Source organism: Ruegeria sp. D4, assembly GCF_056534475.1.
Genome location: NZ_JBQFPJ010000034.1, coordinates 1 through 11,502 on the forward strand (window position 1 = coordinate 1; position 11,502 = coordinate 11,502).

The 11,502-nt window shown below is 51.3% G+C and carries 13 protein-coding genes and 1 pseudogene; 11 read left to right on the forward strand and 3 right to left on the reverse strand.

All coding sequences use genetic code 11. From position 1 onward, the window contains the following. Positions 1–348: 348 nt before the first annotated feature. The 8 genes from ACR0MI_RS23335 to ACR0MI_RS23370 all read left to right on the forward strand — a co-directional run bounded on the left by ACR0MI_RS23335 (position 349) and on the right by ACR0MI_RS23370 (position 5,704). Positions 349–648: a hypothetical protein gene (locus ACR0MI_RS23335; protein ID WP_170337109.1), complete on the forward strand. Its 300-nt coding sequence runs from the start codon at positions 349–351 to the stop codon at positions 646–648. Between the two features lie 243 nt (positions 649–891). Next, on the forward strand, positions 892–1,311 hold the full coding sequence (locus ACR0MI_RS23340; RefSeq protein ID WP_170408625.1) for a hypothetical protein: 420 nt from the start codon (positions 892–894) through the stop codon (positions 1,309–1,311). 55 nt (positions 1,312–1,366) lie between these two features. Further along, positions 1,367–1,981: a hypothetical protein gene (locus tag ACR0MI_RS23345; protein WP_170408626.1), complete on the forward strand. Its 615-nt coding sequence runs from the start codon at positions 1,367–1,369 to the stop codon at positions 1,979–1,981. Positions 1,982–2,033: 52 nt separating this feature from the next. Next, positions 2,034–2,339 (forward strand): hypothetical protein, encoded by a 306-nt coding sequence (locus ACR0MI_RS23350; protein WP_170418736.1) that lies wholly within the window; start codon positions 2,034–2,036, stop codon positions 2,337–2,339. A gap of 42 nt (positions 2,340–2,381) precedes the next feature. Further along, positions 2,382–2,555, forward strand: a complete 174-nt coding sequence (locus tag ACR0MI_RS23355) for a hypothetical protein (protein ID WP_157054209.1) — start codon at positions 2,382–2,384, stop codon at positions 2,553–2,555. A 120-nt stretch (positions 2,556–2,675) separates the two neighbouring features. Next, positions 2,676–3,320, forward strand: coding sequence for a protein-tyrosine phosphatase family protein (locus ACR0MI_RS23360; RefSeq protein ID WP_170786509.1), 645 nt, complete (start codon positions 2,676–2,678; stop codon positions 3,318–3,320). A gap of 19 nt (positions 3,321–3,339) precedes the next feature. Continuing rightward, positions 3,340–4,773, forward strand: a complete 1,434-nt coding sequence (locus ACR0MI_RS23365) for a hypothetical protein (protein WP_480855716.1) — start codon at positions 3,340–3,342, stop codon at positions 4,771–4,773. After that, positions 4,763–5,704, forward strand: coding sequence for a metallophosphoesterase (locus ACR0MI_RS23370; RefSeq protein WP_170817309.1), 942 nt, complete (start codon positions 4,763–4,765; stop codon positions 5,702–5,704). Before ACR0MI_RS23365 ends, ACR0MI_RS23370 begins: the two co-directional genes overlap by 11 nt. Here the strand turns inward: ACR0MI_RS23370 and ACR0MI_RS23375 are convergent, their stop codons facing one another. Beyond that, the gene (locus ACR0MI_RS23375) at positions 5,705–6,433 is read right to left on the reverse strand and encodes a DUF4956 domain-containing protein (RefSeq protein ID WP_170817310.1); all 729 of its coding nucleotides are present in this window, start codon (positions 6,431–6,433) and stop codon (positions 5,705–5,707) included. A 211-nt stretch (positions 6,434–6,644) separates the two neighbouring features. Between ACR0MI_RS23375 and ACR0MI_RS23380 the strand changes: the two genes are divergently transcribed. Further along, positions 6,645–7,577: an SdiA-regulated domain-containing protein gene (locus ACR0MI_RS23380; RefSeq protein WP_170682776.1), complete on the forward strand. Its 933-nt coding sequence runs from the start codon at positions 6,645–6,647 to the stop codon at positions 7,575–7,577. Positions 7,578–7,665: 88 nt separating this feature from the next. Here ACR0MI_RS23380 and ACR0MI_RS23385 read toward each other — a convergent pair whose 3' ends face one another. Further along, entirely contained in the window at positions 7,666–10,038 is a 2,373-nt protein-coding gene (locus ACR0MI_RS23385) for an autotransporter family protein (RefSeq protein WP_480855719.1), read from the reverse strand. Positions 10,039–10,318: 280 nt separating this feature from the next. On the opposite strand from ACR0MI_RS23385, the gene ACR0MI_RS23390 reads away from it, so the two are divergent. Further along, positions 10,319–10,519: a hypothetical protein gene (locus tag ACR0MI_RS23390; RefSeq protein ID WP_058282216.1), complete on the forward strand. Its 201-nt coding sequence runs from the start codon at positions 10,319–10,321 to the stop codon at positions 10,517–10,519. A 232-nt stretch (positions 10,520–10,751) separates the two neighbouring features. Here ACR0MI_RS23390 and ACR0MI_RS23395 read toward each other — a convergent pair whose 3' ends face one another. Beyond that, on the reverse strand, positions 10,752–10,949 hold the full coding sequence (locus tag ACR0MI_RS23395) for a DUF3955 domain-containing protein (protein ID WP_170408632.1): 198 nt from the start codon (positions 10,947–10,949) through the stop codon (positions 10,752–10,754). A gap of 123 nt (positions 10,950–11,072) precedes the next feature. On the opposite strand from ACR0MI_RS23395, the pseudogene ACR0MI_RS23400 reads away from it, so the two are divergent. After that, positions 11,073–11,502: pseudogene (locus ACR0MI_RS23400) on the forward strand (hypothetical protein); the annotation flags it as partial.

Below are 11,502 nucleotides of genomic sequence, written 5' to 3' on the forward strand. Positions count from 1 at the left end.
GTTGCTGCTCGCTGTGCCGAGCCCTTCCGGCTGCTGGAGTGAGTGCAGTCGGTTGGAAGGCACTTCACAATGATTGAGCGCTGGGAGGACGCTATGCTCAAACTAATCGTACTCGCCCTCTGTCCAGAGTTTGCTCTAGCATTTGCTAGTGACGTCATTCGGCCTTCACACGTTATTGTCGGCCCCGATAGTCAACGAAATATCTTCCCGCCGACCAAGCCCCCCGCGGCAAGTTTTGGGAATGGTAGTCACAGGATCAAGGTATGTTCAATTGGCTGCACAGACGCGGGAGCTTCAAACAAGCGCATCCAATTTCACTAATTTCAAGGGAACCAGAGGGAGAAGAAAATGTCTAACAAGATGGTGATGATTGCAGGCGCGACATGTTTCGCACTGCTTGCGGCCTGCGACGATACGAGTACATCAAGCGCGTCCGCCGAGCTCACGCCGGCTCAGCAGGCGTGTTTGCGAGATGTAGCTAACACGACGAACAATTCGCAAGTCGTGGTGCTCTCATCCGCGTTTAGCGAGGCGGGAACACAGGTCACAGTCGGCGTTGGCGAGGATCGTGCTCCTTGGAATTGCATTGCTTACAGTGATGGCGCGACAGCTGGTATCGAGTTCCTGGGCGACGAAGGCGCATTGTGACCTGTCTGCTGCGTAGCTGAAAACGGCTGCGCAGCACTGGCTTGATCAGCTGAGGCTCGACTTGGTTTGTAGAACCACCATCATCGTATTCGCGGTCATGTACCTATTGGCGTTGGTTGCATTCTTGACGGGCACATTTGGCTGGTTGGGACAGGAACGAGACCCTTTGTCCGGAGTGTTCCTGCTGCCGTTGGGACTACCTTGGATACTTGTGGCGGACTTATTTTCGGATTCCGCCAAGCCGTGGTTCGCGGCGATTGCTCCGGCGCTCAACCTGTTAGCGCTGGTTTTGATTTGCAGATGGGCACGCAGATTGCGCCAGTAGTGGTGGCTGAACTCTTTCTCACCAAAAGGGAGGAAAACATGGGAAAAGTAATCTTGGGAATTGTGATCGGGCTCGTCCTCGGCGTGGTTGGGGCGATGACCTTGGGTGGCGGGGCCGCGGTGGGTGTCGGCGTTGCGACAGGCTTGTCCGCCGGTGTCTGCACCACATTGAAAGGAGCACAAGCTGAGAACCTTATCACCGCCGAGCAAGCGGATCAGATCCTCAACCGCGTAAATTCCGAAATGGCGTCACTGCAAGGAATTGAAACGACGGACGAGATCGTCGGCAGCGCGCAGGCATGCGATGAATTTCTGTCAAAGTTACGAGACGCGAAGTGAGGTTCCGCTTTGTACGGAACAAAACTCTAAGGATCAGCCAGCAAGGGACCATCTGATGAAATTCGCTGTACTCAAATTCCTCGCACCGATGTTCGCAATCGCAGGCACGGCTTCTTTTGCAATGTCTGAAGCAGACGACGCGTGTATCGATCATTTGCGACAGGTTGGAGGACCAGACGGTCAATCAGGTACGATTGAAAGCTCAGAGTTCTCAGAAGCGGGCACGCTCGTCATGCTACGAGACGCAGGCGGAACACTTTGGCGCTGCATCGCGTACAAGGATGGTAGCATCGGCGAGATGTCGGTTGTCGAAGCGATGGATGATGGCGGTGGAGCCATGGCAGGCGCCGCCGGGTCTACTGGTAGCCAACGTGTCAAATTCGATGCTGGTTCCACCGGCGCCGAACTCGTTGGTGAACTCGCGCCCGGAGCGTCACAGCAATATGTTCTCGGGGCAAAAAACGAACAGTTTCTTTACGTCCGCGTTGCTCCGCGAAATGGCTCCTTAGACTACGTTATTCGTAACCCCGATGGTTCTGAACTGTTGGGATTAATGTCGGCGGACAAGGAGTATCGAGGGCAGCTTTGGCAATCTGGTGATCATGTTGTGGAGGTTATCAATCGCAGCAACTCTTCCGTCGGCTACAACGTAATTTTCGGAATTGAATAGGTGATCGACCAGAAGCCCTTGAACACGTTCCCAAAACAGCCAGGAAAAACACATGAGAACCAATGTCCTAATGGTGATCGGCGCGGTATGTATTTCTGCACTTGCAGCATGCGAAGAGAGTGGCGGATCGGTGGATGCAAGTGCACCAACTGTGGGCAGCTCTAGCGATCTTTCGCCATTTGAAGGGGCAAGAGCGGGCCAAGCTGAAATGGGCATCCAAAGTCTCGGATTTGAACTCATCCGAAGCGAAGGGCTGACCTCGTACTGGTTTAACAAGGATACAGGTGCATGTGCTCAGATCACGACGTCTGAGGGAAGGTACTCAGATGTAGCTATGCTGCCATCAGGTGACTGCTGACAAATTTCCATCAATCCCAAATCCAAGAGAAGGAGCCCAAACTTGCAATTCGACCTGGCACACGCGGCGGTCATCGTTGTCGCCTTAATCATCACTAACCTGGCATTGAAATCGGCTGGCGTGATCAACGAAGAAAACAAGCACCAATGGAACTGGAAAGTTGTTCTAGCCTACTTCGTAGTCGTCGTTATCATCAATCTCGTGTGGCCCATCTAAAGTTTCACAGCGGAAAGCTATTTGCCCACTTGATATGGTTGTCATGAACTAGCCTTTCCGAGAGACTATCAGGTCGCAAGAGTTTGAGCATTAAAGGTTCAAGAATAGAAAGGATTTGGCATGCGGTTTTTGGCGTCCCTCATATTCATTGGTGTTCTCGCAACCGCTGCGAATTCTGACGTGACCAGTCGAAATGGCGGTCCAAGCAAAAGTCAAATGCTTTCAAAGGGTGGTGACGGAGGCATTGATGGTGTCGCTTTCTTTCGCCCAGTCTTAAGCGGAGTGTTGTATCGATCCGGTTTCAAGGGCGGCGACAAGGATCGAACTGGCCTAAGTGAAGGTCAACGCGAAACTCTGTGCGGCGAAGGGTTTTCAACCGGGTTTTATGCCGACTTCGGCAAAAACACTGAATACGGTCGCACCAGCTGCGGAAACGGATCCTTTGACTATCAGAGCGCCAGATCCTCTCGACCCGATGCTGTCATGGCGTCCATACACGAGGTGATTAAAAACCCTGGAAAGGGCCCTGTTCTGGTGCACTGCATGTGGGGCGTTCATTCCTCAGGTGCATTGTCGGCGATGGCGCTCGTTCAGTTTTGCGGTTGGACAGAAGAAAGGGCCAAGGAATATTGGAATGATGCCCGAAACGGAGCCCCTTGTTCAGGCGGGTGCGACCAGTGGATTGACTCAAAATTTTCCAACTTCAGTGTCGACCCAAAATTGAAGATCTCCAACGAGCAACAGGCAGCGATTTGCCCCAAATGATATTGGGAGGACTATCCAAATGAAGTTCAATCTTCTGGGGTCACTTGCTTTAATTGCACCCACTGTCTTGTGGGCGAACGACGATGTTCTCGGTGAAGCCACGACATTTGATAGTCCCAACGGCGTTACTGAACGCTGTATTCGGATCGAAAAAGTTCCAACGGGCGAGTATAAGAAAAGCGATCTTGAGGAAGAAACGGCCTATTGCGAGATCGATTTCTATGCCTCCGAAATTGCTATTTGCCCAAAAACCTGGAGCACCAGCCCAGGAATGGCAGTCTACGATATTTCGGAAGGACCTTACGTGGGGAACCGTTCTGAATTCGAGAGAAACGCTTGCAAAGAGGGGAAGGCGGCAAAAGATCTGGCTAAGGACAGGGTGGTTAAATTCAAGTCCACCATGAACCAAAAAGGCACCAGTGGAACCTTTTCCACGTCTTCACTGCTTTACTATCATTTCTCCAGATATTTCGACGCGACTGTAAAAGTTCCAGTCGCCGTTTGGCGTAGCATGGACGCCCAGGCGCATTTTTCCGAGGTCGCCGAGCCTGGCCTTGCGATTTCTGGTGGCTCTCATGGCGGGCGCATGAACCACGAAGGCTGGCGGGTCTTCGCAGCTGCGGATGCTGACCCGAACTCATACCAGCCAACCGACGATCTGTTCACCGCAGATCGAACGCAAATATTCGGTGTGCTGCTTGATAGCCCTGGGCATCGATACGGCTCGGAAATCAACGGCACCCGTAAATCTGGTTGGGGAAAAGGTCAGAACCGCGATTTTCAGGAAACTCCTGCTTTCTTGGCTTTGCGTTCTTCAAAACCCTTGCCAGAGGCCATTGTAGTGGGCGTCGGAGAAGGTCGAAGAGACCGGATGATCAACAAGGATCTCGGTCCCGATGTCAGCGACCAACAGATGGCATTTTGGATGCAAGAACTTACCGAGATTGTACTCCTCGATTTCATCTTTAGCCAGCAGGACCGCGTAGGAAACATAGACTTCACACCCTATTGGTATTGGGTCGAAGACGGAAAGCTGAAGCATAAGAAAGCCAAGCACCATGAGCCAAACGATGGAGACGTTCCCGCCGACGCGTTATTGATCCGTCGCAGCAATCTAAACGACAACGATGCTGGCGGGCGTGTCGAGTATGCCAACTTCGCGAAATCCACTCAAATGCTGGAGAAAATGCGGCACTTCTCTCCAAGCGTGTATCGGCGCTTGGTCGCTTTGAATAGTGATCTTCAATCTCAAGGTCCCGTCTACGGCTGGCTATCGCAAAGCCTTGGGTTGTCAGACAGGCAGATTGCACAAGTTGTAAAAAACACCGAGCTGGCAACGTCCATTCTCCAGGACAATTGCTCAAATGGCGATTTGATGTTCGACTTGGATCCTGTCGCATTCTTTTTGAGAAACAACACCGAGGTAGAGACAGTGGATTGTAATGACCCGTAGGCTTTCTACGCTTTTCGCGGCGTTCATTTGGACCACTCTGATCGCCTGCAAAGCGGCGGCATTGGATGTTATCGTCATTTCGGATCTGAACGGCAGCTATGGTTCGGTGAAATACGATGCCCGCGTCGACAAGGCGATTAAGCGGATAGTCCAGATTGATCCAGATCTGGTGATTTCGACGGGCGATATGGTCGCGGGACAGCGCATTCCCAACTTGTCAGACAAACAGGTCAGAGAGATGTGGAAGGCGTTTCACGAGGCCGTATCAGATCCTTTAGAGGCTGCCGGCATTCCATTTGCGGTCACACCAGGAAACCATGATGCCTCCGCCTACCGAGGGTTCGAGCGTGAAAGAAAAATATACGCAGAGGAATGGACTCCGAGAAAACCAAGCGTCGACTTCCTGGTTTCGGATGACTACCCGTTCTTCTACGCATTTGAGATGCAGGGCATTACGTTTGCGTCTCTGGATGCAACGACCCTGGGCCCGCTATCCGGTGATCAGCAGGACCGGCTACAGGAACTGGGTGCAGACGGGGACCCGATTGTCACTTTCAGTCACCTCCCACTTTGGCCCTTCGCGATCCAGCGCGAGCGCGAAATCATCGGTGATCCGACACTTGAAAAAATCTATTTGGAAAGCGGTGTCGTTCTGCATCTGTCAGGCCACCATCATGCCTTCTATCCCGGTTGGAAAGACGGTGTGGCTTATGTCTCTCAAGCTTGTTTGGGAGGTGGTCCGCGGCGGCTTATTGGCGATAGCGCCAGATCACCTCACAGCTTCACTCATGTTACGTTCCAGCCGAACGGAGAGTTTGGGATAGCAGTATATCGAGGACCCGATTTCGAAAGGTCGGTAAACTTCAAGTCGCTTCCGAAAGAGATCAGATCCCCGAACGCGGTGTTGAAACGTTTGGACCTTGTTAAATGACTAGAGGTTGAGTTTCAGCTCAACTTTATCAGGGACCAGATCGTTTATCATCTCTTCTATCCGGGCTTCTGAAAGCCCTCCCGAGGTGATGAAAAGCAATGAGACGCGAGACTTTCCGGGGACGTGGTGTTTTCTGACCAGCTTCCAGCCAGCGTCTGCGGCCATAGCTTCAATGGCCCCGCTGACGTTCAATGAGTGTTCTTCGTCTGAAGCTTTGAGCGAAATTTCCACACCCTTGTTTCGTCCACCGAGCCAAATGAAACACCAACATACAACCGCCACCAGTGTGGCCATCAGCGGCAAGCCCAAACCGACCGCAAGACCAAGAACAGTCACGATTATCATTTCGACAGTGTCCACCGGATCATCGAGATTGGAGCGGAACCTGAGCAACGCTCCGATTCCAAATATGACAAAACCGATCATTGACCCGTGCTGAACCACCAGAAAACCAACCGCCATGCCGATAAGCGCATACAGGAAGAAAAGCCTTGGCATAACTATGTCGCGGACGCTTCTACGGGCTTTACGTCTCACCGGATGATAGACGATCAAGCCAGCCAGAATGATCGTGACGATCACATCGAGAGTAAAGAAATACAGTTCCTGTTTGCCACGAAACTGCGTCCACCGGCGTTCGATAACGATTTCTGACCCCGAAGCCCCGGCCAGCATCGTCGCAGGGTCGACTTGTGACACCGCAGCACCTGGCAACAGCAGCATCAACAACACGGTCACAAGTGTGAGGGTCGTATTCAACTTGTCTTCCTTCCTGCTCAAGCCAAAGGCTTACGCTTAACAAAAGCACATCGTGCCCTATTCAATTCAATCGCAACAGGCGGGATCAGGTAAAGAGATTACAGTGCATTCTTCGGACATCGTATCCGGACTGTGATACGAACGCTGATACAGGGATGTGGTCCAAGCGCGAGAGAATCCAATGACAGAAAACAGAGTGTTTTCGTCAAAAGCTGAAATTTCACGGTGTTTCTGCAAACTTAGACGACTCGCTTTTACGGCCAGCTTGGTTGCGGCAGCCTTCTTGCCTTGGACCGATTTTGCCTACGCCGAAAGTGCTGGTTTGGTTCTGGTCGATAAATTCAAGGTGGCAGACAAATCAGAGGGATTTTCAGAGCCTTCCGGCTTGGCAATGTCTAACGCTGAAGGCTTTTTGTGGTCTGTAAGTGATGCCGAACCTAAACTGCACCTACTCGGAGTCGACGGGGTATTAGGAAACTCTTTCAAGTTGCCAGGATTGGCAGGATCAGATTTGGAGGGTGTTGCACCTCGAAAGGATGGGTCTGTTTTGGTGCTTCAAGAAACTGACCGATCAATCCTAGTCGTTCACCCAACTGACCCCATTCAACTGACGACAATACCTCTCGCATCTCTTAAAGGTTACCCGACCGCCGCTGCATTACTCGTCGGCAACCCTTTGAACAAAGGACCCGAAGGCATCGCCGTTGACCCGAAATCCGGGCGGGTGTTCGTTGGCATTGAGGGACAACCAAGGTTGTTAATGGTGTTATCGCCAGAGCTAGACGAAATTATTGAGATCATTCCTTTAGCCCGCGATGCAGGTTTTATCTCCGAGCGTGTAGATGATGATGAACTGGATTTGAGTGGCCTGGCATGGTCTCGGTCCTCGCGTTCTCTTTGGATTGTGAGTGACAAAAGCCGTCAGATCTTCGTCTACAATCCAAAATCCAAGTCAGTAAAGTCTATCAGTTTGACGTTCACAGAAGATGGCGAACAAAAGGAAGTTAAACATCCCGAAGGAATCGCTCTCGATGAGACCAAAGGGCTTCTCTACATCCTGACAGACGACGCCAAGAAATCACGGCTTTATGTTTTTAATATCCCCAAATTTTGATCGCTAGAGAATGAAGCTCACATCGCCACAATAGCTGACGCAAGTTGTTGCAGCTAGCTTACCACTCCTCTTCGTTGGTCCACCCTAATCAGAACCGAACACTTAAGTTGGCACCCAGGCCATGTTCTTGGCCATTGGAGCGAACTGAATAGCCATATCCTGCCGTTAGTCTCGCCAGATCAGAAATCTGATAGCCCAGTCCAAGCCCAAGAACGAAACCATTGGCGCCTCGGTTTTGTCCGACTTGCGTGAATGTCCCAAATATCGGGCTCGTGACAGTGGTTTCGTGTTCACTGTCCTTGTTGGCAAAAAAATCATACTCGTAACGAGCAAAGGCGATTGGGGTTAGCACACCATTCTCTGTCAAGAAATCCCGCTGGTAGTCAATTCCAATAGAAGCGACCAGCGATTCTGCGTTCGCTTTTTCAATCGAGTAATTAAAATCACCACCGCCCGTCTCTGTGCCTGAACCTTGTTGGATACGCCCGTAGTTCAATCCGAAAACCGTAGAAACCCTTGCATCGCTGTCCAGGTTAAACAGCTTTCGTGCCTGGATACCGGCATGGATGCCCTCTTGGTCCAAATCAGACTTTGCCTCGCCTCCCGTAAAGCCATCAACAGAAGGGTTATTTCGCTTGGCGTCGGTTTCACCGAACATGTAACCGACCAGCCCGGAGAACTCCCAAGTTCCGGTTGTTGTGCGCCCATAGACGCCCACATGATAGCTGTCGGTCGAAAAGTCCTGATCGACTTGATCGTGTTCATCCATGGAGGATGTCCCAAAACCTGCGTACACGCCGACCACACCTCTATCGGTGCTTGCGACATCCGCTCCGACCAAAATCGTGCCCAGCGAATAGTCGAATGTCCCAAGGCCATTGCTTCCATCAACGTCCCCGCTCACATAGGCCGTGTCGATCCACCAGCGCCGATCAGAGCAGTCTATTGCGCCGCTCGGGCTCTGGGCCGAGTCGATGTCGCCTTCTGCAACGGGTTGATCCGCATTGCTGAAGCCAACCGCTTGATACTTGCGGCAGTCAGCATGGCTCAGCACAGTGTTGGTTATCAGGTCAAGTTGCTCAAGCCCAACGGTCAAATTGGAGGAATAGGGTTCTGCGTGCACACGATTAAACCCAGCCAAACCTGAATTGGTAAGCGTGTTAACGGTATTACCCAAGGTTGAGCCATTGGTCAGATTAGTTCCAGGTGACGTGTTTGTGGTGTTGGCCACCGCACCAGCAAGGTTGCTTGCATTGGGAGATCCAACAACTGATGGGTGTTGTGGTAAACTCGAGACGGGGAGGGTCGAAAACGTTATGTCGATTCTACCGTCCGCGGTTGGCGTGTTTGAGATACTCAGACTGGATAGGGCGGGCAGAGATCCTCCGGCAACAAGAGTTGGGGAGTTTCCATCGAAACGCGAGGCTTGAAAAACCGTGTAGTCGTTGCCAGCAGCATAGTCCTGCGCAGTCAGGCCGAGACGAGCGGCTTCGACTTGTATAGTGGCGCGGTTAATCCCTGTAACGGGCCCGCTGGATGACACCAAATCGGCTTTCTGACCGGCCGTCGGATCGACTTCACTTAAGATCCTTGACCCAGTTTCAAATGCGATACCGCCACTATTGTTAAGCGTACCAATTGAAAAGCCCGGCGAAAGCACCCCTCCGTTCTTAACTGTGAAGTTGAATGCGTTCACGGTTCCCGTTCCGGCCAGCGTGCCAAAATTCTCAAAGTTTACGGTGTTCAAACTGCTTGCCGCACCAAGCCGAACAGTCGTGCCTGCCGCAATCGCCATGTCACTGGTTGAAGAAATCGAACTATTCGTCAGTGTGAAATCAGAAGCCTCGGCAACCCGGGTCTGGATATAGTACGCCCCGAAAACCACTTCGGTAGCCCCCATAACGGTCAGGTTGTCGTAGGTTAACGGTCGGTCTGACTGGAAGTAAACTTCAGTGGGGTCGATATTCGCGCCGTTGAACGGAACGAACGTCATTGATCTGCCGGAACCAATCGAAGTTCCAATGAGGTTCACTCTGAGCTTCCCGTTGATGTTTGTTGCCAATGCTTCCCGGGATACAAAGTCTCCGCTGCCTGCGGCGACATCAACATTCAGAAGAGTTAAAACTGAAGCATTGCTTGGAACGGTATTTTGGCCAGGAACATACAACTCAATTTCACCTGAGGACGTGATAGAGGAGTTACCAATTGTAAGTCCTGTTATGGGTCCGTTTGGGATCGGCAGACACGTGCGTTCCGTCGTTGAGATTGTTTGATTAACGCGAGTGCTTTCAGATCCAGAAGCATACTCTATTCGAGGAGACCCCAATTCTACGCAGGCCTGTGAGCTTTGGGCTTGTGCTTTGGTTGGCGACATCAAATAAGCCAAAATTACGAATGCGATATTCGCCAGAGTGATGAGCTGAGCAATTCGACTTAGTGGGAACGGCCTATTGTTTGTCACCAACTTTCTCCTCTCGCAGTACAAGCGAAGCTACCTTAACTTAGGACTTGAAAAACAAAGTTTATCTTTTTGGATTTTTTGTTGTGGCATATGAGCAAACTCACAACACGGGAAGGTCTGCCCAATGCAGACCTGCTCGTGCAATTACTGCGAGGCAAGACAAGCCGGGTTTTGCATTCCGACCATACGCACCTTTGCGTAGAAGCCGTCGCAAAAGGTCAAGCCTTGAAACGATTTTCCCGAGCTTGACGGGCGCTGAACAGCGCCATTGAGTATAGGCATGGATCATTGGATTTCGGAGTCGATAGCTAAGATCAATGCAGATGCTCACCGCTCCGCCGATACGCACCTTTTCAAGCTAGTAGGCCAAAACTTCTGGACCGAGATTGATCTTATCGAGGGCGCGTCCCTTATTCAGAAACTCGACGAAACCAATTTGAATTTTGAGTTTCAGAGTTTGCCAATTTTCGACAAGATCTGAAAGCTGGTTGACTGAAACCAAGAGAATGAAACAATAAACTGAGCAATGACACGGAGTACGAAGATACTGTTGGCGCTCACCGTATTGACGGTCGGGTTATGCATGTTCCTAGCGGGACGTGCGGTCGAACGTTACCAATATGAGGAGGCCTGCCTAGACTTGGGCGGAGGTCGCCATCCTGGAGATTACCCGATTTGCGTTTTGGAACAGCGTTCTAACTGACGGACGCGTCTCAGTCACGCGGTGATTGGAACAACGAAACTACGAGCACAACGACGCCAATTGCTGCGAGAATGAAAGTCAGCGGCAAAAAGAAGCTTTCTTGCAGAACGCCGTTTGGGTCGACACCGCCATAAAACAGGTGCTCTGAAAGCCCACTTAGTGCTGCAAGGAAAAGGATGACGATACCAAAAAGGCGAAGTTTGGTCATGTCAGGTCTCCAACGGAATGGGCCAATAGTTAGCATCGATTTTCATACCTGTGAATTGAGGAGCCTAGTTCTTCAATACCTTGATTGCATCGCAATCCAGCCGTAGGCGCGTATAATGCGAATATGACAAGAGATATTGAAGCTAACGCTAAGACAATCGCTGATGCCCTGACCTCTGCCCGGCAGATACCTAAACTGTCTTCAGAGGCAGGACAGCTATCGCTGGATGACGCATATTCGATTGCTAGTCGTGTCCGCGAGATTTTGGGCAAAGAAAGAGTTGGCAGAAAAGTCGGCTTCACGAACCGCACGATTTGGCCTGTTTATGGTGTGGATCAACCCATTTGGGGAGAGGTTCACTCAGATGGGCTGTTTTCGACTGATCAGCCGGTAAACTTGGCAAGGTATTCAGAACCGAGAATCGAGCCAGAAATCGTACTTGGCCTCGGCGATGCGCCGACGGCTGAAATGAACAATGAGCAGTTGGCAGGTTGCGTGGAATGGGTGGCCCCGGGATTTGAAATTGTTCAATCGATTTATCCCAACTGGAAAT

Bases quoted from the DNA above. Each gene is read 5' to 3' on its own strand.
- ACR0MI_RS23395 (WP_170408632.1), bottom strand. From the start codon at position 10,949: ATGACCAAACTTCGCCTTTTTGGTATCGTCATCCTTTTCCTTGCAGCA.
- ACR0MI_RS23345 (WP_170408626.1), top strand. From the start codon at position 1,367: ATGAAATTCGCTGTACTCAAATTCCTCGCACCGATGTTCGCAATCGCA.
- ACR0MI_RS23335 (WP_170337109.1), top strand. From the start codon at position 349: ATGTCTAACAAGATGGTGATGATTGCAGGCGCGACATGTTTCGCACTG.
- ACR0MI_RS23370 (WP_170817309.1), top strand. From the start codon at position 4,763: ATGACCCGTAGGCTTTCTACGCTTTTCGCGGCGTTCATTTGGACCACT.
- ACR0MI_RS23350 (WP_170418736.1), top strand. From the start codon at position 2,034: ATGAGAACCAATGTCCTAATGGTGATCGGCGCGGTATGTATTTCTGCA.
- ACR0MI_RS23380 (WP_170682776.1), top strand. From the start codon at position 6,645: ATGACAGAAAACAGAGTGTTTTCGTCAAAAGCTGAAATTTCACGGTGT.
- ACR0MI_RS23390 (WP_058282216.1), top strand. From the start codon at position 10,319: ATGGATCATTGGATTTCGGAGTCGATAGCTAAGATCAATGCAGATGCT.
- ACR0MI_RS23365 (WP_480855716.1), top strand. From the start codon at position 3,340: ATGAAGTTCAATCTTCTGGGGTCACTTGCTTTAATTGCACCCACTGTC.
- ACR0MI_RS23360 (WP_170786509.1), top strand. From the start codon at position 2,676: ATGCGGTTTTTGGCGTCCCTCATATTCATTGGTGTTCTCGCAACCGCT.